The 24,369-nt window shown below is 54.7% G+C and carries 18 protein-coding genes and 2 tRNA genes; 15 read left to right on the forward strand and 5 right to left on the reverse strand.

Features of this window, described 5'->3' with window-relative positions; genetic code table 11:
• The first annotated feature begins 26 nt into the window (after nt 1-26).
• Together B3H65_RS04130 and B3H65_RS04135 are read left to right on the forward strand one after the other, a co-directional pair.
• A complete protein-coding gene (locus tag B3H65_RS04130) occupies nt 27-1,097 on the forward strand; it encodes a glycosyltransferase family 2 protein (RefSeq protein ID WP_286684238.1) in 1,071 nt (356 codons plus the stop codon).
• A gap of 13 nt (nt 1,098-1,110) precedes the next feature.
• Nucleotides 1,111-2,331 (forward strand): glycosyltransferase family 2 protein, encoded by a 1,221-nt coding sequence (locus B3H65_RS04135; protein ID WP_286684239.1) that lies wholly within the window; start codon nt 1,111-1,113, stop codon nt 2,329-2,331.
• Between the two features lie 80 nt (nt 2,332-2,411).
• Here B3H65_RS04135 and B3H65_RS04140 read toward each other — a convergent pair whose 3' ends face one another.
• The 3 genes from B3H65_RS04140 to B3H65_RS04150 form a co-directional block, all read right to left on the reverse strand.
• Nucleotides 2,412-3,668, reverse strand: coding sequence for a glycosyltransferase family 2 protein (locus B3H65_RS04140; RefSeq protein ID WP_286684240.1), 1,257 nt, complete (start codon nt 3,666-3,668; stop codon nt 2,412-2,414).
• A gap of 135 nt (nt 3,669-3,803) precedes the next feature.
• A complete protein-coding gene (locus B3H65_RS04145; RefSeq protein ID WP_286684241.1) occupies nt 3,804-5,600 on the reverse strand; it encodes a hypothetical protein in 1,797 nt (598 codons plus the stop codon).
• 12 nt (nt 5,601-5,612) lie between these two features.
• Nucleotides 5,613-6,650 (reverse strand): acyltransferase family protein, encoded by a 1,038-nt coding sequence (locus B3H65_RS04150; RefSeq protein WP_286684242.1) that lies wholly within the window; start codon nt 6,648-6,650, stop codon nt 5,613-5,615.
• Between the two features lie 193 nt (nt 6,651-6,843).
• On the opposite strand from B3H65_RS04150, the gene B3H65_RS04155 reads away from it, so the two are divergent.
• Complete coding sequence (locus B3H65_RS04155) at nt 6,844-9,177, forward strand: polysaccharide pyruvyl transferase family protein (protein WP_286684243.1); 2,334 nt, start codon at nt 6,844-6,846, stop codon at nt 9,175-9,177.
• 57 nt (nt 9,178-9,234) lie between these two features.
• On the opposite strand, the gene B3H65_RS04160 is transcribed toward B3H65_RS04155, so the two are convergent.
• Nucleotides 9,235-10,203, reverse strand: a complete 969-nt coding sequence (locus B3H65_RS04160; protein WP_286684244.1) for a glycosyltransferase family 2 protein — start codon at nt 10,201-10,203, stop codon at nt 9,235-9,237.
• A 210-nt stretch (nt 10,204-10,413) separates the two neighbouring features.
• On the opposite strand from B3H65_RS04160, the gene B3H65_RS04165 reads away from it, so the two are divergent.
• Nucleotides 10,414-12,519 carry an LTA synthase family protein gene (locus B3H65_RS04165; protein WP_286684245.1) on the forward strand — a complete coding sequence of 702 codons (2,106 nt, stop codon included), beginning with the start codon at nt 10,414-10,416 and terminating at the stop codon, nt 12,517-12,519.
• 64 nt (nt 12,520-12,583) lie between these two features.
• Here B3H65_RS04165 and B3H65_RS04170 read toward each other — a convergent pair whose 3' ends face one another.
• Nucleotides 12,584-13,534 (reverse strand): glycosyltransferase family 2 protein, encoded by a 951-nt coding sequence (locus B3H65_RS04170; RefSeq protein WP_286684246.1) that lies wholly within the window; start codon nt 13,532-13,534, stop codon nt 12,584-12,586.
• A gap of 107 nt (nt 13,535-13,641) precedes the next feature.
• Here B3H65_RS04170 and B3H65_RS04175 point away from each other — a divergent pair.
• From B3H65_RS04175 to B3H65_RS04225, 11 genes are all read left to right on the forward strand, one after another.
• Nucleotides 13,642-13,715 (forward strand) — tRNA-Arg (locus tag B3H65_RS04175).
• A gap of 251 nt (nt 13,716-13,966) precedes the next feature.
• Nucleotides 13,967-14,230: an HPr family phosphocarrier protein gene (locus B3H65_RS04180; protein ID WP_009140378.1), complete on the forward strand. Its 264-nt coding sequence runs from the start codon at nt 13,967-13,969 to the stop codon at nt 14,228-14,230.
• A 121-nt stretch (nt 14,231-14,351) separates the two neighbouring features.
• Nucleotides 14,352-16,055: a phosphoenolpyruvate--protein phosphotransferase gene (gene ptsP, locus B3H65_RS04185; protein WP_286684254.1), complete on the forward strand. Its 1,704-nt coding sequence runs from the start codon at nt 14,352-14,354 to the stop codon at nt 16,053-16,055.
• A gap of 84 nt (nt 16,056-16,139) precedes the next feature.
• Nucleotides 16,140-17,069 (forward strand): 1-phosphofructokinase family hexose kinase, encoded by a 930-nt coding sequence (locus B3H65_RS04190; protein ID WP_009140376.1) that lies wholly within the window; start codon nt 16,140-16,142, stop codon nt 17,067-17,069.
• A gap of 229 nt (nt 17,070-17,298) precedes the next feature.
• The gene (locus B3H65_RS04195; protein WP_286684247.1) at nt 17,299-18,759 is read left to right on the forward strand and encodes a CCA tRNA nucleotidyltransferase; all 1,461 of its coding nucleotides are present in this window, start codon (nt 17,299-17,301) and stop codon (nt 18,757-18,759) included.
• Nucleotides 18,760-18,924: 165 nt separating this feature from the next.
• Nucleotides 18,925-20,586, forward strand: a complete 1,662-nt coding sequence (locus tag B3H65_RS04200; RefSeq protein WP_286684248.1) for an ABC transporter substrate-binding protein — start codon at nt 18,925-18,927, stop codon at nt 20,584-20,586.
• A 75-nt stretch (nt 20,587-20,661) separates the two neighbouring features.
• Nucleotides 20,662-21,699: an ABC transporter permease gene (locus B3H65_RS04205; RefSeq protein WP_286684249.1), complete on the forward strand. Its 1,038-nt coding sequence runs from the start codon at nt 20,662-20,664 to the stop codon at nt 21,697-21,699.
• Entirely contained in the window at nt 21,683-22,570 is an 888-nt protein-coding gene (locus B3H65_RS04210) for an ABC transporter permease (protein ID WP_286684250.1), read from the forward strand. Before B3H65_RS04205 ends, B3H65_RS04210 begins: the two co-directional genes overlap by 17 nt.
• Nucleotides 22,567-23,505 (forward strand): ABC transporter ATP-binding protein, encoded by a 939-nt coding sequence (locus B3H65_RS04215; RefSeq protein WP_286684251.1) that lies wholly within the window; start codon nt 22,567-22,569, stop codon nt 23,503-23,505. The genes B3H65_RS04210 and B3H65_RS04215 overlap by 4 nt, the downstream gene beginning before the upstream one ends.
• Nucleotides 23,506-23,511: 6 nt before the next feature.
• Nucleotides 23,512-24,135 carry an ABC transporter ATP-binding protein gene (locus tag B3H65_RS04220; RefSeq protein ID WP_286684252.1) on the forward strand — a complete coding sequence of 208 codons (624 nt, stop codon included), beginning with the start codon at nt 23,512-23,514 and terminating at the stop codon, nt 24,133-24,135.
• A gap of 117 nt (nt 24,136-24,252) precedes the next feature.
• Nucleotides 24,253-24,326, forward strand: a tRNA-Gln gene (locus B3H65_RS04225).
• Nucleotides 24,327-24,369: the final 43 nt, after the last annotated feature.

A 24,369-nucleotide genomic window follows, 5' to 3' on the forward strand; every position in this document is an offset into this window, starting at 1 on the left:
CAACGTTAGGAAGGATCACCATCCCGATGACCGATACCCCGTCGATTTCACTTCTTGTACCAATCTGTAACGTCGAGCGTTACCTGCGCGAATGCCTGGACAGCGCTCAGGGGCAGACGCTTACCGATATCGAGATCATCTGCATCAACGATGGCTCCACCGACTCCTCGCTTGAAATCATTAATGAGTATGCCTCTCGCGACGATCGCTTCATCGTTATTGATAAGCCTAATTCCGGTTACGGCGACTCCATGAACAAGGGCCTCTCCATCGCTAAGGGAGAGTACGTGGGAATCCTCGAGTCTGATGACTTCTTCGAACCCGATGCCCTCGAGCTTATGCATAAGGCTGCTAAGTCGGTTGACGCCCAGGTGGTTAAGGCGGACTTCTTCCTGTTCTGGTCTACGCCGGACGTAAGAAACGACCGCTTCATGTGGGTCGACTCGCGCATCGCCGGCCACATCAACCCCCAGGTTGAGCGCGAGGTCTTTTATCGCAAGCCTTCGATCTGGTCGGCTATCTATAAGCGTGAGTTCCTCATCGAGAACGATGTGACCTTCCTTCCTTCTCCCGGTGCCTCGTATCAGGATGCGGGCTTCAATTTCAAGGTGTGGTCTTCCTGCACTAATGCCGTGCTTATCGACAAACCCATCCTTCATTATCGTCAGGATAATGAGAAGTCTTCCGTCAACTCTCCGGGCAAGGTCTTTTGCGTTTGCGACGAGTATCAGGAGATGAATAAGTATCTCGATACCCACCATCTTGACAGGCCGTATCTTCGTGCCATCCTTTCCAGGATGAAGTTCGACACGTACGAGTGGAACTTTGACCGTCTTGTTCCCGAGCTGCGTGAAGAATTTGTTCCTCGCATGGTTGAGGATTTGAAGCATGATGAGGAGCTTGGACGCGTCGATCTTTCTATCTTCGATCCTGGTAAGAGGATCAATCGCGCCCTGTTGCTTTATGATCCCAAACTGTACGCCATCAAACGCGCGTCCGATGGAGTCCAGTCTCGTTCTGACCGCTTCAAAAGCTTGGTAAAGCACGGCGGTGTTCTTGCTGCGTTTAAGATTGCGCTCTTCCGCCTGACTCATTAACGATTGGTTATTGATGATTAAAGTAAGTATTGTAGTTCCCGTATACAACGTTGAGCGATATCTCGCTCCCTGCCTCGATTCCATTCGCAACCAGTCGTATTCGAATATTGAAATCGTTTGCGTCAACGATGGGTCCCGTGATCGCTCTCGCGACATCCTTGCTATGTATCAGTCGGTCGACGCCCGTATTAAGGTTGTTGATAAAGAAAACGGCGGTCTTTCATCTGCCCGCAATGCCGGCATCGCCGCCGCTACTGGTGACGTGGTGTGTTTTGTCGATTCTGATGATATGATTACCCGTGATGCTGCCGCGGTTATAGCTTCCATCTTTGAATCCACTTCCGCCGACGTTGTAACCTTTGGAGGCTCTGCGTATCCTTCGTTTAAGTCCTATCCTTGGCTTAACCGAGTCCTGAGCCCTCGCGATGTCGTTTACGATTCGTTCACTCCCGATATCTTTGAAAAGGAGGCATGCGATCCCTTTGCCTGGCGAACCGCCTGCCGTAGGGATTTCCTGCTTGCCCATGGGGTTGCGTTTGACGAAGAGCTTCGATTTGGCGAGGACAAGCTATTCCTGTACTCCATCTATCCGCGCTCCTCAAAGACCGTCTTCGTTTCCAACAAGCTGTATCTCTACCGGCTTGACCGCGAGGGATCTCTTATGAGCTCGCGCGCGGAAGACCGTCATCTCAGGCTCTATGATCACCTGAGGATCTTCCACGCCATTGTAAAAGACTGGTCGGATGCTGGTTTCATCGAGTCGTATGGGTCCGAGCTGCTGCATCTTGGGTGCGAATTCCTTATCGTCGACTTGCTGAGTGCTCCCAAGACTATTCGCGTGGACCTGCTCAATTTCCTTGCTGCCATTTGGACCGTGTATTTCTCTCGCGAGCAAATCGACGGCCTGCTTTCGGATCCCCAATACGGTTCCCTGGTCGATGCCGTTCTGGTAAATCGCAAGCGTGCATATGGCGTCTCTCACAAGATGATGTTCTATGCATACAGTCTGCATAGCGATCCTCGAGATTTTTTCTCCAGGGTATGGCAGCGCGTTAAGACTACCGGAATCATCGGTCGTTTCGGGCGCTCCGTCTCTTCCAGGTTGCCGCTATCCAGGCGCGCTGCTGCGGGACTTTTGGAGTCTGTTGTATTCGAACAACAAGATGCTTCGATGTGCTCACAGGCTCTCAAGATGATTCAGTTGGAATCATCTCAGGCGAATTATCGGTCTTAACAACTATCGGACTTTCACCAACCTTTGGGTGAAAGTCCGATTTCTTTTGATCGCAGCGGATTTACGGAAGCATCGATAAACTAGTGACGAAGCGCGTCGACCACTTTTCGATACGGCGTCGCAATCGATGTTCCAAATCGATACGCCTTCGAGTTAAGTATCGTTTCTATTTCCTCCTCAGCGCGCTGCAGCTTTCCCTCCACGTCTTTACGCGCTTCGGTTTCATTGTGAAGCTTTTCCTCAAGAATGGGTATCTGCGGAGCTAGCAGCGTGTAGGCGTCGTAATACTTCCACCTTTCTCGTTCATTGGTACGGTTGGTTTTCCATGATAGGTCTCGCTGTGCGGTTACCTCTTGCAGCTGGGTAAAGATGAATTCATCAAGGCTCATGGCTATGGCGTTATTAATGTATGCCAGTTGGCTTGCGTTAAGGTATTCCGCCGTCTTAAGGCTTCCTAGTTCCAGCTCGGTGAAATAGCGTTCTGCAGATTCGAATACCTTAACAAAGGTTGCGAGTGTTTTTTGCGATGTGAGGTTGGCGTAGTACCCATCGATGGCATGGTTTACATAGCTTGTCTTAACGTTTTCAAAGAGGCCGAGCTTTTCCAGCTCTTCTTTAAGCGATCGAAAAGCTTCAAAGAACGCAAGCGGATCGACTTCGTTGGTCGAGGTGCTATTGGTGGTCAAGCTAATTCGGTAGTGCGGATAGGGGCGTTTGATCGTTGTAATCGAACGCGCCTTCACCAGCGCCAAGCAGGTAAAGAGAAGGTCGTCCGTTCTTTTTACCTGCTGATACCACAGCTGGTTTTCAACGATAAAGCTCCTTTTGTACATCTTGTTCCACGGTACGTTGGAGAACGTGTTGAAGATGGAGTCTTGCATGTCCCTATAGTTGAACACGTCTTTATCCGGGAGATTACCCGTCACAAAAGTCCAGTCGGTAAGATATTCCTCATGGGTGTCGTTTTCATAGGTATAGGACTGCGTAATAAGGACATCGGCGCCGGTGGCGTCGAGCTTATCCGCCGCATCCTTGATAAACGTCTCATCGAAAAAATCGTCCGCATCCAGGCAGATGAGATAAGTTCCCCTTGAAGCGCCTATACCAAGGTTTCTGGCGGCTCCCGCACCAAGACCCTCCCCTTGAAAAACCCGGTACCTAGTGTCTGATTGCGAGCGTCTCTCAAGGATTTCCGCCGTGCGGTCGGTCGACTTGTCGTTGACGCATATGATCTCGAGAGATTGCTCGGTTTGATTCTCGATGCTATCAAGGCATTCATCGAGATACGGGTCTGCATTGTAGATTGGGACGATAACGCTTACGCGCGGATCCGACATGAACTATCTCCTTGGAACAGCGTCTGGCAGCGATGAATCTGCTTGGGTTGGCATGGCGTACGGTAATTCTAGATGCGGAGATGCCGGCGGTCCGCTAAAAATCGATAACTGGCAGTCGGCATTCAGCAACATACGCTATATCAGCGTTTCAACGGCGTTTTTGACGACGTTGAAGAGCGTGGGACATTCGATATAGAGGGCTCCAAATCGGTCTGTCCCCAAAAACGTCCAGCAGTACAGGCCTATACCAACTATCGAAAGGAGCGCTATCGCCGGGTTGAGCTTCCCCTTTGGGCCATCGTTTGATGGCAGGCTCCAAAGAAGCAAGACGGTTGGGATGAGTAGCAGCCATGCGAAGTCTGCAAAATATCTCATATTGGTGCCGGACACATAGCTGGCAACAACGATGTCGAAAGAGGCGATGGCAAGGCAGGCTACAGACAACTTGAGACCTCCACGCTCCTTAAGGGCGCGGCGCGGCTTTTTTAACAGCAGTCCAAAGAGGCAGAGCGTAACAGGCGTGAGGAACATGAATCCAGCGTAAAAGGGCTCGTTGGTGAATAGCATGGGAAGCTTTTGCAGTAAGGGGGACGTATTGATGGTAGAGATGTAAGGGAAGGAGCCAATAAGCTGGAAGGGTAAAAAGAGGTATTCAAGGAATTGGATCATGATTTTCGCCGCGCTGAACGTGTACGAGGTCATGTCTCCGCCCGTGATGTTATATGAGGCTCCAAAGTTGGTCCAAGAGCCAAAGCGTGCCTGGTTGTACCATGCGATGGGGGCCAAAATGATGAGGAACGGCACGATGACAGCCAGTGTGTTCCAGATGCCGCGGACGGAGAAGAACTCACGTTGCTTAATCTCGTCAAAGAAGATGGGGAACGCCAACAAGCATGCAAGTACAAATTGCGGCCTGCAGCCCAGCGTGAGCGCTATAGAGAAGGAGCCTGCAACGAGATAGGCTTTGTTCCATGTTCGCGATTGGGCAAATTGGCGCTCCGCCTTGATCCAGAAGTAGAGGCCCATGTATGTAAAGAACAGCGCGGAGAGTATTGGGATGGGATAAATTCTAGGTAGAAAGGCCTGCTCCAATACACCGCAGCTCAGTCCAAGCAATATAAAGCCAATAAGATACTGTCCAAGAGATATATCTTTAGCATACTTTTTAGCGAGTTCGACAAGAAGCAGTGCCGAAGCGGCAAGCGTGAGGCACGCGAACGCAACGACAACGATATCTGTGCGCAAGTGCATGCCTGTAAACGCCTTGAAGGGCAGAAACATTAGCAGACACGGCACTACGCCGAAATAGCAGTAATAGCTTCCGTCGTAATATGCGTAGTCCCAATAGATGGGTTCGCGAGCTTCCTTATTGAGCTGTGCTCTAAGAGCCGGGTCGTAGGGGTTTTCCATACTATCCAAGATGGGTGAGGAAGGAAGATCAAGGCTGAGGCTTCCGCTGAGCAGCGCGTCGGCAAGGTGGTTATATTGGTTGCCGTCCTGGACGGCTTCGATTCCCTCATTGTAGACCGGGCCCTGTTCCAGCCATGCCGCTTGACCCGAAAGCTGGGAGAACGCACCCATACCCATACAGCTTATCGCGAACGCGATGCCAAGGGATACTTTTGCCCTAGCTCCCATGTCAAAAAACTTGATATTCCAGATGGCCGAGGAGGGTTTGAATATCTCGAACAGCACGTAGATAATCGCCATCACCGCAAGGCGGGCCTTAGAGATGAGAAACGGCCCGGGATTGCCAGAAATGATACCTGCCAGCGTAAGCCAATAGCGCCAATGGAATACGATGGCTTCGATTGCGAATATCGCTACGAGTGCCACTAGCACCTTCATGGCAAGCCTTGATGGAGAAGACTCGCATTTGGTCTTTATCGCCGGCATCGATTTCTTAGCGAAGTGATTGCCTGGTTTGTTCATACGATGATTCCTTTACGCCGTTCTCAAAAGTAGGACAAAGCCCGTGCAGTACATGATTCTCACAATGGATGCGATTCCGTTGCTAAATGGCATTCCGATCAAGAACGGAAGCGAGCTCCATGCTATCCACCAATCGAGCGCATGCATGCAGTATATGGCCATTCCTTCTCGTCCATAAAAAAGCAGGGGCTTTTTTATGGAATAGTTGATAGCCGGATGGGAAGCTTTTGAGAGGACGGCGGCAGCCAGGCAGACCGACAGCGTTCCCGCGATGGCGGCGATAAGCGCAAGCGCTACGTTGTGATAGGCGCGCGTTGCGAGCTCGAGCGAGCTGTTGCTTGAGGTAGCGAGCCAAAGAACGACGGATATCGGCAGAGCGAGCCATTTGCTCTTGATCTTGCTAAATAGGTCAAGCTGCTTCGCCGCATATCCTACGTACATGAAGAAGATCGCCACAAGTGCGATGTCGAAGCTAAAGGGCAGGTAGATGCCAAGTCGAGCGCCCAGCGAATAGCCAAGTGCAAGGCTGGTCAAGCTGAGGATGCCCAAGGTGGCCAGCGGCTTCTTGGAGCGTTGCGCCGCGGCCGCCGCGATGTTGAAGAGGATTCTGGCGACAAAGAGGACCACGAGGAACCATGCCATTCCAACGGCGACGACCTTGGGCGTTTCCAGGTCGATGCCGGAGGCGAAGGTGTAGGTGAGTGCAAGGGACAAGATGCTTTGGTCCGTTATGGGGCCAGATTTGAGCGCGAGCATTCCGTGCCAAAGCAGAAAGACTATCGTGTAGGGAAGCAGTAGCCTTTTTGCCGACGACGCCACAAGCGGCATCAGGGGTTTTGGTTTAAACGTGTACCCAGCCAAAATGAAAAATAGGGGCATATGAAACGAGAATATGTGTCGATAGAGCGCCGACTCCGGTGATATCGTGTGGCCGACTATTACAAGAAGGCACGCGAAGCCCTTGGCGATGTCTATCCATTCGAGCCTTTGTGAAGGATGCGGAGGCACGCTGGCCGGCGTTATTACAGGGCCCGTTGTCGATTTGCTCATATCTAGTCCTTAGCAATTGCGTTTACGGTTAATTGTACTTAGCTAAGGCTCTTCTGTCATTTCCCGTTTGAATCGCGTCGGTCGCTTTTTGACTGAAACGGGTGTTCTCGGTGTATCGGGGGACCGCGTGTTGGAGATTGGCCCCATCGCGCTACAATCATTTAACGTTCGTTACGGTACTGAGAGGAACATCATGTCTGAACTTGCTACAGTTGAAGACTCTCGCAATGTGATCGTTATCGGTGACCCCAATCTTGGTGTCCTGGCTCCTTCGTGGAGGCTTAAGGAGACGCTTGAGATTCTTGGATATGGAGTGTTCTACTTCTCAGCACATACATGGCCGCTGCTCTTTCAAGGCGGTGTGGTGCGCCTTGCGTTTTTAAGAAACCTCATCAACCGTTGGGGCGTTAAGGCCCTTGTTCTGGCAGATGGCGTTCAGGTCGATGCAGAGCAGTCGGATGTCCTGGATAATCTTAGCGTGGTTGTCTACGCCCTCGATCAGCAGCAGTGCCGTTGCTCCCTCGATTCACTGAACACGACTGCGGATCTTGTTATCTGTGCCTCTGATATGGAGCACGAGGGTCGGTTTTCCAGCAACTTGTTGCTTCCGTTAGCTCCGGACGCGAAGCTTCGCTCCACCGTTCTTGCAAACGACATTGCCCTTTCAAGGGGATATCTTTGTTTGCAGGATTTCACGCCCGAGCGCCTTGCGTGCCTTCAGGGGCTGGCGGACAGAAACGACACCGTTGTGCGTTGCTTGGGCGACTCTTGGCCCGAGGAGATCAAGATCCGTTCGGATTATTCTTCCCTTGCTTATGCGATGGGCTTCTCCAATCTCCTCATTTACTTTGATGAAGGCGATGGCGAGCCCGCGCCACTTCAGCGTTATTTGATGATGTGCGGGTCCATCATAGGCGATGCCTCCATTCTGGTCCTTTCGAGAGACGATATGGGCTATCGCATTGAATGCGGCGGCCCCATCTCCTACGGCGCTTTTCTGGAGCGGTATAAATGCGAGGTCGAGGATGCCGTGTTCGAGCAGTTTGTGGCTTCAGCGTTCGACATCCTGTTCGATGGGGAGGCTTCTTTTAACCACTGCCGCATCGCGACCCTGTTTGGTTATGTTGGCAAGGGCAATTTCGGCGATGAGTACATCTTGTCCACCATCGCCAAGCGCTTGAACCTAAGGTGCCCTGGAACGATTTTGCTCGCCGTGGGTGAGGATCCCTGGCATACGCTGGTGCATCGCGGCATCTACTCCATTGGACTTGAAGATTCGTTTGCGCTCGATCGGGCTCTCGAGGCCAGCTCGATTGCTCTTGTGATGGCTGGGTTGCTATTTGATCAAGGCGTTCGCTGGACCATGGGTAAGGGCGAGCTGGTTTCCACGCAGATGCATTCTGACTTGCCGGGTATCGCCTCTTTCTGTCAGGTCGCGCTGCTCAATGACACGCCGGTCTTCTTCTACGGAATCGGTGCGGGACCTCTCGATCTAAGGGACGGAAAGCTCCTGGTTCGCTATATGGGCTCGCTTGGCGCGAGGTTCCTTGCCCGTGACGAGATGACCGCGAAGGCGGTTCTCGCGGCAGGCGTGTCTCCAGATCAGGTAGCCAGGCGCGCTGACGTTGCGTTTACCGCGACCTCTGAGCCCAGTGCGTATGCTGATCAGTGGCTCATAGACCACGGTGTCGATTATCGAATGGAGAAGCTGATCGTGGTGTCGCTTCGCGATTACGAGAACGTGGTTCCCGGATTCGATAAAACCGTGGCTCGCGCTCTCGATTCCCTTGGCAAGCGATATCAAGATGCTCGTTTCTTGTTCTGCATTCTCGACCAGGACGATATCGTTCCGTCCCAAGCGGTGATCGATGCTATGGAGCTTTCCGATCGCGCCCTCATCTTTAATCCCGGCGACGACATCGATGCCATCGCGGGAATGCTCGTTCGTTGCTACGGCGGGTTGTCGATGCGCTATCACTGCTCGTTAATCTTGGCTCGAAGCGGCGTCCCCTGCGTTGGCTTGGGCTACCTACCCAAGGTTGTGTCGCTGTACCGCGAGTGCGGCCTTGGCAATCATATCCTTCGAATGGATGCTGATTCCGATGAGATCTTCAGGCATCTCGTCGATCTGTTCGAGGGGAGAGAGTTCCTTCTCTCGCGCATCGAGAAGGGCGTGGGCGCGCTTAGCGATCTTGCGAACGAGTCTGAGGATGAGGTCGTCGCGTGCTTGGAGGCCGGCACCTCGGCTGCTCGACTGCTTTCACATGGATCCGAGCTGTATCAGCGTAATATCACTGGAAACAGCGAGCAAATCGATTACCTGCGTTGGCGCGCATGGGTTCTCGAAACCGAGCTTCAGGAAACTACCTTGCAGCTTGAGGAGAAGAATCGATATCTGGAGAAAAAATCAAGCGAGGCAGATGCGCTTCGCGCTGAAGTGGACGAGTTGAGGAACTCCACGTCTTTCAAAATCGGCTCCAAGCTCACGTACCTTCCCGGCAAGCTTAAAGCGCTTATCCAGAAGTAGCGTCTACGAAAAAGGCCGCTCGTCTATCCGGGCGGCCTTTTTCGTTATGGTCTGTAGCTACGCGCGTTCGATAAGCTCTACGAGCTCGGAAATCGCATGGGCCTGCGAAGGTTCGTCGAGGATATAGTCTGCAATCGGTTTGGCGGTTTTCTTGCGTTCCGCCCGCCACCGCTTTATGCCTCTATACTCTTCGATCCTTTGGCGAAGGGTGGGTTTAACGCCGGAGTTCTTAATGGCTATCTCAGCGGCATCGCGCTTGCGCCGGGCCTCCTCGATCACGTAACCCGTCGTCCCACGCGCCGCATGCCATTCGATAAGCTTTCCGTATTCTTGAAACCTTATCCTGTCGACTCGCTCGGTGCCCCAGCTCTTGCTCTTGGTGGTTTGATGGGGGTTTTCTCTCCTCATCGCAAACCAGATCTTGTTTGTAAACAGGCAGTGCTTGGAGCAGAATGCGGCTTTGTGCCTAAAGATGCTCTCCATCTCAGCGGGCCTTGTGGTGCTGAATACTATGTGCTCCCGTTTAAGCATGGGAGTAAAGTACAAGAGGGTTGCGAACTCGTAGTCGATCCTCCATGAGGCGTCGCTTGCAGATTCAAACACCTCATCAAAGGGGACGTATTCCATATTCGCCTTCGTAAGATCGGGTGTGCAGCACAGCCTGCACGGAACAATGGTCTCGATCTCTTTTTCAATACAGTACTCAAGGAAGGACTTGAGCTGTTCCGTATAAAAATTGGGCAGAATCTGGTCGTCGCAATCAAGGAAGATGGTCCATTTGCCATTAAGGTCGGGGATAACCTCGTTTCGCGTTTGCCCCGGGCCAACGTTCTCGTGACTGACAACGCGAATCCTATCATCCTTATCTGCATATTGCCTTGCTATGGCAAGCGAGTTATCCGTTGATCCATCGTTGGCAACAATGATCTCAAGGTCCTTGCAGGGTTGGTTCAGAGCGGACTCGATGGCGGAACCCAGATAGCGCTCGCCATTATATACGGGAATGAGAACACTTAAAAAGGGCATGCGGATCCTTTCAACGCATTGGGTGCAGGTACATATGTGTGCGCAAATCGACTTTTATAGCTACCCGCATCGATTTAGTATACATGCACTTTTGATTCGGGGTTTGCTGTTCGTGCTATAGTAATTCGATATCAAATCAAGCATGTATTAGGCCTGGGTAAACAGATTGTCAGCCGTTTAGCCTCTCGGGTCGTTTTTATGGGGGTTACCGTGCAAATATTTGATCTGGTTATCGGGGTCTTGCTCGTCATCTGCTGCCACGCCTTCTTTCTCGTCCGTGATGGCTTTCCCGTCTCGCGCGATCGCGTTGTCGCCGCGTTGTGGGGCCTTCCCTTCGTCGCATTGTTATGCGGGTTCGTTTTCCTTGATGTCAAAGGATGGCTTGAATGCGAATGGTCTTTCACGCCTGCCATGGCTTCCCTCATCGTAGGTGGATGCCTTATGGCTTTTCGCCCGAATGTCACTCGATATCAGCGCGACCTTCCGGTATCGAGCGCCCTTGCATTCACTATTTTTAGAGATGTTCTGCTCGTACTTGGGGCTGCGGTTCTCTCCGTGGTGCTCATAGAGCTGCCTTGGAACGATGAATTCTACGCCCTGCCCGCCAATATGGTTCTCCTGAACTTCGCGATGATTGCCCTCGGTTTCGTGTGCCTTTATTTCCTTGGCTTGCGTTCGGGCTCGCTTGTCGCCTTGGGCATGTCGTTCCTCTTCTTCGTGGGTATCGCTCAGTACTTTATCTCCCAGTTTAAACAGTCTTCAATCCTGCCAAGCGACTTGATGGCTCTTGGCACCGCTATGGCAGTGAGCGATGGTTACGACTTTGTCTTTACCGATTCGATCGTCTCGCTCGTTCCGTGGTATTCCGCCGCCATCGTCCTGCTGTCCTTTATGGTCCCGGTTCGTCCTCGGATCTTCGGTAAGAGGCGCTATTCCATGTTCATCGAAGGCGCGCTTGGCTGTATTTTCTGCTTTGCTTTTGCACACGCGCTTGTGACCACTGACTTTGTGAACACCTTTGGGTGCACCAACAGTTATTGGGATCCTTTGGGAGTTTATAAGACTCAGGGCTTTCTCCCATCTTTTACGTCCCTTGCCCAGTCTTTGGCCATCAAGGAGCCGGAAGGGTATTCCGATCAAAAGGCGGACCAGCTAGAGAAGGGTTACGCCTCGCAATATGATGCCACCAGGGGCTCGAGCGAGGGTGTCCGCATGGCGCAAGAGCAGTTTGCAGGGCAAAAGCCCGCCATCGTTGCGATCATGAACGAGTCGTATGCCGACCTGTCCGTATTCAACGGTCTTGATGGCGGCTATGAGGGCGCTGCGTATCCCAGAACGCTGCAGGACGGCATCGTCGGGGGTAAAGTTCTCTCCTCTGTGTTTGGCGGCGGAACGTGCAACTCTGAATTCGAGTTCCTTACCGGTGTTTCGATGGCGCACGTTGGATTTGGCACCTACCCCTTCACGTCCTATAACCTTTCCAATATCGCCAGCCTACCCAAGCAATTGAGCTCTTACGGCTATAGTTCCACGGCAATCCATCCCTATATTGCGACCAATTGGAATCGCGACGTTATCTACGGGCAGATCGGTTTCGATGAGTTTATCGACAGGGATGATTTCGATGGGGGAGAGTGGTACCACGCCGGCCTGTCCGATGCGTGCAGCTACGCTAAGATCCTCGACATCCTTCGGGATGATTCCTCGCCCCAGTTCATCTTCGATGTGACCATTCAAAACCATGGCGGATACGACTGGGGCAATATCCCGGCAGACCAGCTTCCTTCCTATTCTCCCCAAGGTGTCTCGGATACCGTGAGGAACGCGTTGAACGAATATGTGGCCTGCATCAATAAGTCGGACGCCGACCTCGCATGGTTTTTAAACGAGCTAAGGGTGATTGGCAGGCCGGTTGTCGTTGTCTTCTTCGGTGATCATCAGCCGGCTTTCACCAACGAGCTCAACGATGCCGCATTTGGAGATACCGATAGCATCGCGGGGCAGGCAAGGATTTACGAAACCCCTTATTTCATGTGGGCCAACTACGACCTTCCCAGCAGCGACCAGGTTTCTCAGTACATGGATACCAACATCTGCAATCTTGCAGGGCTCCTTTTGGAGTACGTTGGCGTTCCGCTCACGGAGTATCAAAAGTCTTCTCTTGCGCTGCAAGAAACGCTTTCGTATCTCAATGCGTTTGGATATCGATCGCCTGACGGTCAGTGGTATTCCCTCGATGACGATGGATCCCCCTATATCGACCTGGTGAACGATAGGGCCGCTATCCAATATCGAAACTTTGCAGAGTTGATCTAGAAAAGAGCGGAACCCTTATATGAGGGCTCCGCTCTTTTGCAACGTGATCGCGAATCTTTATGCGCTATTTATCGTTCTCTGAGATCTTGTAGACTTCCAGCTCCCATTGCTTGCGCTCCGTCTTCGCAAGATTGTCCAGCACAAGGCCGGTTGCGAAGGACAGGCCGCATAAAAACATGAACGCTGTTGCCAGCAGAGCGGTTGGAAGCCTGGGCACCAAGCCTGTCTCAAAGAACTCGACAATGACGGGAATGCCTAAAAGCAGACCGATGACTGCAAGTACGAGGGCGGCTAGCGAGAAAAATTTTAGGGGACGATAATTTTTGAACAGGGATGCGATGGCGATCATCACCTTCATGCCATCACCAATGGTGTTCAGCTTGGAAACACTGCCTTCAGGGCGATCGCGATAGATAATGGGTACGTCCTTTATGCGCCAACGCCTATCCACAGCGTGTATGGATATCTCTGTTTCGATCTGGAAGCCCTCAGACATTACGGGGAACGTCTTTACAAAAGGACGGCAGAATGCGCGGTACCCGGTCATGACGTCATCAAAACTGTATCCATAGATCCATTTGATCATGGCGCGAACCAGGTCGTTTCCAAAACCGTGGAAAGCGCGCTTGTTTTCCTCGGCGTACGTTCCGTTTGAAAGTCGGTCGCCAACCGTCATATCGGCCTCGCCGTTCAGAATGGGCTCGCAAAGCTCTCTAGCGGATTCTGCGGGATACGTGTCGTCTCCATCTACCATGAGGTAGCAGTCGGCATCGATATCTCGGAACATCTGGCGAACCACATTGCCCTTGCCCTGACGAGGCTCGAACCTAACGATGGCGCCAGCGTCTTTTGCGAGCTTGGAGGTATCGTCGGACGAATTGTTGTCATAAACGTAGATATCAGCTTCGGGAAGCTCGCGCTTAAAATCGCTCACAACCTTATGAATGGTGACCTCTTCGTTGTAGCAGGGAATTAGAACTGCGATCTTATTGTTCCGGTGTTCTAGTGAGCTCATGTGTCTCCTCAACGACTTGATTCTTCCGCATGAAATCATAGTTCATCACAAGGGCCATGGTATACCTATTGGCCAGAACGGTCGGCTCGTTTATAATTTGTCTACATGCGCCATTAGCTCAGTTGGATAGAGCAGGGGACTTCTAATCCCAAGGTCGTAGGTTCGAATCCTATATGGCGCACCCCAGAGGTGTTTTGGCCGTGCTCCGCGCGGCCATTTTTTGTGCGAATTACTATCCTATTCCATAATTGGGTTAACGATTAGCATCCACGATATTCCACATTTAGAATCATATGTCTCCGTAATCATGTATTTACATCTACTAATTCATCTTTGTTGTGAATGGAATTTATTACATGATGCGTTAAACTAGATGCGTCTTATATCGTGCTTCTTGGCTTTTCGCCATGGCATGTTGAAAAGGAGTCAGTTATGGTTTCTGAGAAGGCTACCCTCGTTAATCCCCAGGGTCTCCACATGCGTCCTGCAGGCCTCTTCGCCTCCACCATGGGCAAGTTTGCATGCGACGTCACCGTCGTTACCCCCGACAAGGAAGTTAACGGCAAGAGCCCCATGGCTCTGATGGCCGCTGGCATCCCTTGCGGCACCGAGGTCGAGGTCAAGTGCGACGGCGCTGACGAGGCCGAGGCTCTCGCTGCAGCCATCGAGCTCATCAAGAGCGGTCTTGGCGAGTAGCTCGCCCGCGGGCTTAGCCTTGAACAATTGAGTTCATAGCAATGTCGCAGGCGTCTACACTTGTGTGGGCGCCTGCATTTTGTATGCTTGCAACTTGCAAGCTACGGAGAGAGGAATGGGAATGTACCAGGGAGTCAATGCGTCTGAGGGCATCGGTATCGGTACCGTCATGATCGCTGTGGATCCGGACCTTACGTTCGAGCCGCATGAGGTCGCCGACGCCGCTGCTGAAAAGGAGCGTTACCAGTCCGCGCTTGCGGTTTTCTGCGAGAAGACCCAGGCTCAGGCTGATCATATGAAGACCGCCGTGGGCGAGGCGGAGGCCGAGATCATGCTGGGGCACATCGTTCTTGCCCAGGACCCCGGCATGACTGATGCCATCTACGGCGCCATCGATGGCGGCACCTGCGCCGAGCAGGCGCTTGTCGACGCTAGCACCATGTTCGAGAACATGTTCCTGTCTATGGACGACGAGATGTTCCGTCTTCGTGCCGCCGACATCGCAGATATCCGCACCGGTATTCTCGCCGAGCTTCTGGGCGTTGAGGTCGTCGACCTTTCCGTCCTGCCCGAGAACACCGTCGTCGTCGTTCATGACCTTACCCCGTCCATGACGGCGACTATCGATAAGAAGAACGTTGCCGGTATCGTTACCGAAACCGGTGGCCGTACATCTCACTCCGCGATCATCGCTCGCGCACTCGAGATTCCCGCGGTTCTTTCCGTTGCCAACAGCTGCTCTGCGCTTCGCAACGGCATGACTGCAATCGTTGATGGCTCTGACGGCGTCGTTATTTCCGAGCCCGACGCAGACGTTCTTGCCAAGTACACCGCTATGGCTGAGGAGTTCGCTGCGGAGAAGGCCGCGCTCGAGGCTTTCCGCGGCAAAGAGACTGTTACCGCTGACGGCATCAAGAAGATTCTTGCTTGCAACATCGGCAGCCCCGACGATGTTGCCAACGCGCTCGACCACGATGCAGAGGCGATCGGTCTGTTCCGCTCCGAGTTCCTGTTTATGGATGCTACTGAGCTTCCGTCTGAGGAGGAGCAGTTCCAGGCATATCGTAAGGTTGCCACCGCTCTCAAGGGCGCTCCCGTCATCATCCGCACGCTTGATGTGGGCGGCGACAAAGAGATCCCCTATCTCCATATGGAGAAGGAGGAGAATCCCTTTATGGGCTATCGCGCCGTTCGCTACTGCCTTGATAACGCCGACCAGTACAAGGTGCAGCTTCGCGCTTTGTTGCGCGCCAGCGCCTTTGGTGACATCAAGATTATGATCCCGCTGGTAACTTGCGTCGAGGAGGTTCGCGCCGTCAAGGAGCTCGTCGAGGTCTGCAAGGCGGAGCTCGATCAGGAGGGATTCAAGTTCAATCCTGATACCGAGGTCGGCGTCATGATGGAGACCCCGGCCGCCTCCCTTATCGCTGATAAGCTCGCCGAGGAGGCTGACTTCTTCTCCATCGGCACCAACGACCTTATCGGTTACACCATGTGCGCCGATCGTGGCAACGATCGCATCTCCAACCTGTACAACGTGTACTATCCTGCGGTCCTGCGCTCGATTAAGAACATCATCGAATGCGGTGTCAAGGCGGGCATCATGGTCGGCATGTGCGGCGAGGCAGCTGCCGATCCGCTGCTCGAGCCGCTTCTGATTTCCTTCGGCTTGGAGGAGTTCTCCATGTCCGCGCCCAGCATCCTTCGCGCTCGCAAGACCATTTCCCAGTGGTCTAAGCAGGAGTGCGACGAGCTCGCCGAGCGCGCGCTTTCGCTTTCCACCTCCGCTGAGGTTAAGGCTCTTCTGGAGGAGGCCGCCCGCTAGGGCTTGCGACCGACTACGGTTTTGTAATCGAGGGGCCGCTTCGCAACGCGGCGAGGCGACCCCTCATTGAATAAAGGGGGCAATATGTTCTATACACTCACGGCTAATCCAGCTGTCGATATGACTGTTTCCTGCAACGGTCTTGTTCCTAACGAGAACGTCCGCTCTGGCTCCGCTAGCTATACGCCCAACGGTAAGGGCCTGGATGTTTCCTACGCCTTCAAGAAGTTCGGCGTCGATTCCGTAGCTCTTGGCTTTTTTGCCGGTTTTACCGGTAAGTTCATCGTCGAGGAGACCATGAACATGGGCTGCCTTTGCCGCCCCGTTTGGGTTGACGGCATCACCCGTATCTGCGCATACATCAACGATGGCGAGAACGAGTACGGCGTCCTTAATCCCGGCGCTCCTATCACCCCTCAGAACGAGCAAGAGCTCTACAAGATTCTGGACACCGCCGGCAACCTCGATTGTCTGGTCGTTTCCGGTTCCGTTCCTCCTCGCGCCTCCAAGGATTTTCTGGATAAGGTCGTCGACCATGCCCAGGCCCGCGGCGCCGATGTCGTCCTCGATCTCTCCAGCTCTAAGCTGAAGGATCTTGCAGCCAAGAAACCGCTGCTCATCAAGCCCAACCATCATGAGATGCGCGAGATCTTCGGCGTCCAGATCGATACCGATGATGATGCCCGTCGTGCCCTCGCCATGGCTCATGAGATCGGTATTCAGAACGTTCTCCTTACCATGGGTAGCCGTGGCTCCGCCTACTTCTCCAACGGCGAGGACATCTGGTACGCCCAGCGTCAGTTCAACATCAAGCTCGTTTCCTCCGTTTGTGCCGGCGATTCCACGCTCGCTGCCTTCCTGCATAAGTGGTATGACGACCGCGACAACGTCGAGGACGCCCTCAAGCTCGCCCTCGCAACGGGCGCTAACGTTGCCGAGAGCGTTGGCCTTGGTGACTTCGGTCACGTCGAGGAGTACAGCAAGCGCATCGCCGTTCGCAAGTTGCCTCGCTAATAATCGATGGTTACCGCTGTCTTTCGATGGCGACCAAGTTAATCGATTTGAGCCCCTCTTCAAGAGGGGCTTTTCGTTTTGGTTTGGTTGGACATGTCTGTGGGGGTTTTACAAGCTGGACCCGCTCACCCGAGCCTTCGAAGAAACCTCGCTGTGCCATTTCGGATCTTTAGGTACGGCCGCTTTATCAATCGCGAGTATACTATCCACACTATGAAAGGTGGAAGCTATGCCTCAGCTTGAAAACGCTAGCATCGATTCATATTTGGACGATTCGTATAAGGGCGCTTCGTTGTGCGGTGCGGTCCCATCGGACGCGTCCGTTCGCGTTGTTCGCGCGCTGGAGGATGCCGGTCTTGAAGCGTGGTTTGTTGGCGGATGGGTTCGCGACGCCTTGCTGGGAGCGCCTTCCCATGATGTAGATCTTTGTTGTTCCGGTACGTGGCGGCAAAGTGAAGATGCCTTGCTGTCCGCTGGAGTGGACGTTGTCCGTAGCGGCATTCGCTTCGGTGGCATCACCGCCATCGCGGACGGTGAGCGCATAGAGGTCACGGCGTATCGAAAAGACGGCTTTTATACCGATGGCAGGCATCCGGAAGATGTCGTTATGGCGTCTTCAATCCTGGATGACCTTGCTCGCAGGGATTTCACTATCAATGCCATGGCGTGGCATCCAGCGCGCGGTCTTCTTGATATGTACAACGGCGTCTCTGACCTTTCTCAGGGCCTTGTTCGCGCGGTTGGCGTAGCCCGCACTCGCTTCGAGGAAGACGCCCTTCGAATGCTGAGGGCCGTTCGTTTCGCTTGCCGTCTCGATTTTGCCATGGAGGCTCAGACCGCGTCGGCTCTTTCCGAGTGCGCGCATCTTCTTGATTCGGTTGCCCGGGAGCGCGTGGGGATCGAGCTTTCGGGCATTTTGGCTACAAGAAGGGGAGGGGACGCGATGGTCCGCTACCCCGATCTTATGTGCGCCGCCATTCCAGAGCTTCAGACGTGCCGCGGTTTTGACCAATGTACGCGTTACCATGCCTTTGATGTGTACGACCATATTGCTCGCGTCCTCACCGTTGCCGGCGAGCTGTCGGCATTTCGCATCGATGGCGGGGATCCATCTTGCGAGGTTTCCCCGACGCTTATGTGGTCGGCGTTGCTCCACGATATCGCCAAACCCGATTGCTTCACTGTTGATGAGGCGGGCCGTGGTCATTTCTATGGTCATCCCGAAGCCGGAGCAAAAAAGGCACGCGTAATCATGAGGCGGCTCGGACTATGCGACAACCTGGTCCGCGACGTCTGCCTCCTTATCTCCTATCACGATCTTCCCCTCTACCCTGAGCGGTCTAGCCTTCTTAAGGGCATGTCGCTTTTTGCAGGCGAGGGCAGGGACGTTCCCCGCCTTATCGGCGAGCTGTTCGACCTTAAGCGCGCGGATACATTGGGTAAGGCGACATGCTGCTTTAGCTACGTGGAAGAGATAGAGCGGATGCGCGAGATGGTTCGTGAGCTTGTGGCCAATGGCGATGCCTACAGCATAGCCACGCTCAACCTAACTGGTCGGGACCTTATTCAAGCCGGGGTCGAGCCCGGCCCCAGAATAGGGCAGTTGCTTGACAGGGCACTCGACGCCACTATCGCTGGGACGGCTCCCAATTCAAAGAATGACTTGCTCGCGTATCTTCGTCTTGCCTAGGCGGGCGTCTCGCTGCTATTAGTCCGGCGCTTCGCAACGTGGGGCACTACCAATCACTGCGTGTGTGTACAAATGTAATTGTCCCATCGTGTTATCTAGAGTAGGATTATTCACACTACTGGTAACACGATGTGATGACATCGTAACACTCATTGGGGTCAGCTCATGAATCACGCCGTTTCATCTCGTCCAATCAATAGAAGGACATTGGTTGGAGGGTCGCTTGCGTCTGCAATTTCACTTGCAGCATCTACTGGTCTTGCGGGCTGCTCCGGCTCTAGTAGCGTTGATCCCGCCGGGTCTTCCCCTGTCGATCGCGATCACACCGTCACCATTGCGATGAACGCCGGCAGCGAGCCTGCTGCGGGCTTCGACCCCTTGGTCGCGTGGGGGTGCGGCGAGCACGTGCATGAGCCCCTCATCCAATCCACGTTGGTCACAACCAACGACCAGATGGAGATCGTCGGCGACCTCGCGACGAATTATTATTGCTCGGAAGACGGGTTGGTGTGGACGTTTGAGCTGCGCGACGACGTCAAGTTTACGGACGGCGAGCCTCTGACGGCTCAAGATGTCGCCTTCACTATCAACTCGGTCGCCCAGGGCAATACGTCCGAAGCGGATCTGTCCATGGTCGATACCGCCGTCGCCACCGACGACCATGTCCTTGAGGTCCGCCTCAACAAACCCTACAACGCCCTTCTGTTCACCCTTGCGGTGCTTGGTATCGTCCCGGAGCACGCCTACGGGGAGGATTACGGGTCCGCCCCCATTGGATCGGGCCGCTACATGCTCGAGCAGTGGGATAAGGGCCAGCAGGTCATCTTTACCGCCAACCCGGATTACTACGGCGACAAGCCAAATATGGAGCGCGTGGTGGTTGTGTTTATGGCCGAGGACGCCGCTTTTGCCGCCGCCAAATCCGGTCAGGTCGATATCGCGTTCACCTATCCCACGTATTCGGACCAAACCATCGATGGCTTTGAGCTCGCGAACTACAAGACGGTGGACTCGCGCGGCATCTCGCTGCCAACCCTCGCCGCCGGCGCCACCAAGGTTCTCGAGGGCGACATCGCCTACAATGCAGGCAACGATGTCACCTGCGATATCGCGATCAGACGCGCCATCAACTGCGGAATCGACCGCTCCAGCATGGTTGAGCACGTGTTGAATGGATATGGGCACGTCGCATATAGCGTGGGGGACGGGATGCCTTGGTCCAGCGATGATATGGTTGTTGATTACAACCTTGATCGCGCCAAGCAGCTTTTGGACGAGGCGGGGTGGAGCGCGGGCTCTGACGGAATCCGCGAGCGCGATGGCGTTCGCGCCGCATTCGACGTTTGGTACTCTTCTGACGATTCGGCTCGCCAGGCCCTTGCAAACGAGTTTTGCAATCAAGTACTCGAGCTGGGTATCGAGGCCACGCCGCGAGGCGCTAGCTGGGATGAGATCTACCTGCATCAGTTTGAATCACCCGTGCTGTGGGGCTGGGGCTCCAATGCGCCGGTTGAGGTGTACGAGCTGCACTATTCCACGGGCTGGGGCAACTATCCCTGCTACGAGAGCGAGATGGTCGACGCTTATCTTGACCAGGCGCTGGCTCAAACCACCCTTGAGGAATCCTATCCGTTTTGGAAGAAGGCCATGTGGGATGGTGAAGAGGGTGTGGCCCCGCAGGGCGCCTCGACCTGGTGCTGGATCGCCAACGTGGACCATCTGTATTGGAAACGCAGCGGCCTGGATGTGGCGAAGCAAAAGCCGCACCCCCACGGCCACGGTTGGTCTTTGGTGAACAACGTCGACACCTGGTCTTGGTCCCGGTAGTCATTTCTCGTCCGCTTTGTCCATACGGCCCGCGCCCGCTCGTGGCGACGGGCCTTGTCCTTGTTGGGAAGTCTTTTGAGACCTCGTTCATCTGCGTTATCCCCGCGCGTCGACGGCTCAAAACTCCGTTGGCTGTTGGCAACGGGGGCCCGCTTCGCGCTGCTGCTTATCGCCGTGAGCTTCATTACATTTCTACTTGTTGGCATGTCGCCCATCGATCCCGTGCAGGCAAATGTCGGGCAAGCGGCATACCTTACCATGAGTGCTGAAAAGAGGGCTGCGCTCGCGGAGCGCTGGGGCGTTGGCCAAAGCGTTCTCGCGCGCTATACTGCATGGGTTTCCGACGCGCTGGCCGGAGACTTGGGGTACAGCCTTAGGTACAACGCTCCCGTTATACAGGTTGTTGCCGAAAAGCTTTCCTGTTCCATCGTTTTGCTCGCCGTCGCGTGGTGCATATCGGGCATTGCGGGCTTTTGCCTTGGGGTCGCCGCCGGTGCAAAGCGCGGGACCGCGGTCGATACCGTTATCAAGGGATACTGCTACGTGCTGTCGACGTCCCCTACGTTTTGGCTGGGCCTTATCGCCCTCATGGTGTTTTCCGTCCAGTTGGGCTGGTTTCCGCTGGGCTTCTCCATACCTATAGGTGAATCGTCCGCATCCGTGTCGCTTGCGACCAAGTTCTATCACGCGGCGCTGCCCGCGCTGGTCTTGTCGCTGACCGGCGTCGCCAGCATCGCCTTGCATACGCGCGAGAAGACCATCGACTTCCTTGCGTCTGATTACGCGCGGTTCGCTTCTTCGCGCGGCGGGTCGTCTTGGTCCGTCCTCATCCACCACGGGTTGAGGAATTTGGCCATGCCGGCCATTACGCTGCAGTTCGCGTCGATTGGCGAGATCATCGGTGGGTCGGTCTTGGTGGAGCAGGTCTTTTCCTACCCCGGGCTTGGGCAGGCGGCTGTCACCGCCGGTCTTGGTGGGGACGCACCCTTACTCGTTGGCATCGCGCTTGCCACGTCATGCATTGTCTTTGCGGGAAACCTCATCTCCAACCTCATTCAAGAGGTACTCGACCCCCGCGTGAAGGGGGGATTGTTCCATGCAGGACAACTGTAGCGCCTGGCCCGAGCGCTCGGGCCACCTTTTGCATGACGGCCGTCACGCAAGTGCGCTGACAGGGCGACGCGCATTGCTCGTCTCCATCATCTTATGTTGTGCCGCGCTCGTCATCATTGTGGCCCTAGGGCCCGTGCTGCACGACGAGGCGGTCCGCTCCGACTTCACGCTCAAGGGCATGGGGCCAAGCCTCGTCCATCTTTTCGGCACCGACTGGATGGGACGAGATATGCTTGCGCGAACCGTGTGCGGTCTTTCCACCTCTATCTACATCGGCCTTATCGCGGCGATGGCCTCCTCTGTCATAGCGTTTCTTCTAGCTTCGATCGCGGCGTTTGGCGGGCGCTTCGCGGACGCCGTGGTGTGCTGGTTTATCGACCTGGTTATGGGCATCCCCCATATCGTGCTTTTGGTTCTCATAAGCTACGCCCTGGGTCGCGGGGCGCTGGGCGTCTTCGTTGGTATCTCCGTCACGCACTGGCCCAGCCTTGCCCGCGTCCTGCGTGCAGAAATGCTGCAGGTGCGAAGCGAACCCCATATCCAGTGCGCGCGTTCCCTTGGTTCAAGCTGGCCCGCCATCGCGTTTCGCCACATCTTGCCCGCGGTGGTTCCGCAGTTTCTCGTTGGTCTGGTGCTGCTGTTTCCCCACGCCATCTTGCACGAGGCGTCCATCACGTTTCTGGGTTTCGGGCTTTCTCCGGAAGAACCGGCGATCGGCGTGATCCTATCCGAAGCCATGGGTTACCTGTCATCCGGCTCATGGTGGTTGGCGGTCTTCCCCGGGTTCGCGCTGCTGTTCACGGTGCTGTTGTTTGAGAAGGTGGGCTCGTCGCTTCGAACGCTGATTTCTAAGGAGGGGGTGCAGCTATGAACGAGGAAGCATTGAAGCATGGACCGCATCATGATAGCGAGTTCCACCATCACCATTCCCATGCTGCGACCTCAGCGCATCCCGGCGAACACCACCTATTAGCCATCGAAAACCTTTCGGTTGGTTTTGAGATGTACGATCCCGATGCGCCGTATTTCTCCGCTGGCAAAATTATCGCCCCGGTGGTTCATGATCTGAACCTGTCCGTGCATCAGGGCGAAGTTCTGGCGCTTGTGGGCGCTAGCGGGTCGGGCAAAACCGTGCTGGCCGACGCCATCATGGGCTTTTGGCAGCCAAATGAAATCGTATCTGGAACTATCTGGTTCGATGGCGAGCGCCTTGATGCGGGCCGTGTCCAAGCGCTTCGCGGCAACGGGCTCTCCATGGTTCCGCAAAGCGTTTCCAGCCTCGACCCTCTCATGCCCATAGGCCGTCAAGTGGTCGGGGCTGCGCGGGGCGCTTCTCGCAGCCAGCGACGCGCGTCGTTTGAAGCCAGGCGGTCTCGAATGAGGTCTCTATTCGCCCAATACGGGCTTGGAGCCGACGTAGAGCTCATGTATCCCCATGAGCTGTCCGGCGGCATGCTCAGGCGCGTCCTGTTGCTTTGCGCGCTTATGGACGAGCCCCGCCTCATTATTGCCGATGAGCCAACACCGGGATTAGATTTGGATTTGGCCCTGCGCGCCATCGACGATTTGCGCCGCTTTGCCGATGCGGGCGGGGGAGTGCTGCTGATCACGCATGATATCGAACTCGCGCTGCGGTGCGCTGACAGGGTCGCCATCTTCCACGACGGAACCGTTGTCGAGGAAACCTCGACCGCCTCGTTTGCCTCTCCCGATCTTCTTTCCCACCCGTTTTCGAAGGCGCTGTGGCATGCGCTTCCCGAGCATGACTTTTTCAGTTCGCCCGACATCAGAAGCAAAAGGGGGTGATGCTTGATGGCACTCATAGCATCAGGAATCGCATACCGGCACCCTTGCGGGGACATGCTGTTCTCTAACATCGACCTTACCGTGAACCCTGGCGAGCGGGTTGCCATTTCAGCCCCTTCCGGTACGGGCAAGACCACGCTCTGCCGCATTTTGGCCGGATATCTTAGGCCATCGCAGGGAACAGTTGAGATCGACGGCGCCAACATAGAAAGCTTCGCTGGGCGTCCCATGCCTGTGCAGCTGCTGTGGCAGCAACCAGAGCTCGCCTTCGATCCCCGTGCCAGGGTGTCCAGGTCGCTTGAGGATGCCGGGGCGGTGTCCAAGCAGTCCCTAGAGCGACTCCTTGACAGATTCGACGCGAAGGCATCCTGGCTCAATCGATATCCGCATGAGCTATCGGGCGGTGAGCTCATGCGCCTTAGCATGGTGCGGGCCCTTTTGGTCGATCCCGCCTACCTTATCGCCGATGAGGCTACGGCCATGCTCGATGCTGTGACTCAGGCGCAGCTAATGGGTGAGATGGTGCGGCTGACGGAGGAGGGCCTGGGTCTCATCTTCGTCTCGCACTCGCCTTCCTTGGTACGTCGTGTCTCCACCCGCGTGTTCAGCCTTATCGATACACCTCTCTGACCTGCGTACTCCATAAGGTGAACACAAATACGAACTTTTTTGAGGTTCACGCTTGCGTCTGGGGGAGACCTCCCGTATTATGTTTTCTCGCGCTGAGGGGCGCAGACAACAACCGATTGGGATGTCGTCTAATGGCAGGACAGCGGATTCTGGTTCCGTCAATGGGGGTTCGACTCCCTCCATCCCAGCCAAGTTGTTTGCTCCTTCTAGTTGGCCCGTTCGTCTAGCGGTTCA

Source organism: Collinsella sp. UBA1693 (assembly GCF_002320115.1).
Classification (GTDB): domain Bacteria; phylum Actinomycetota; class Coriobacteriia; order Coriobacteriales; family Coriobacteriaceae; genus Collinsella; species Collinsella tanakaei.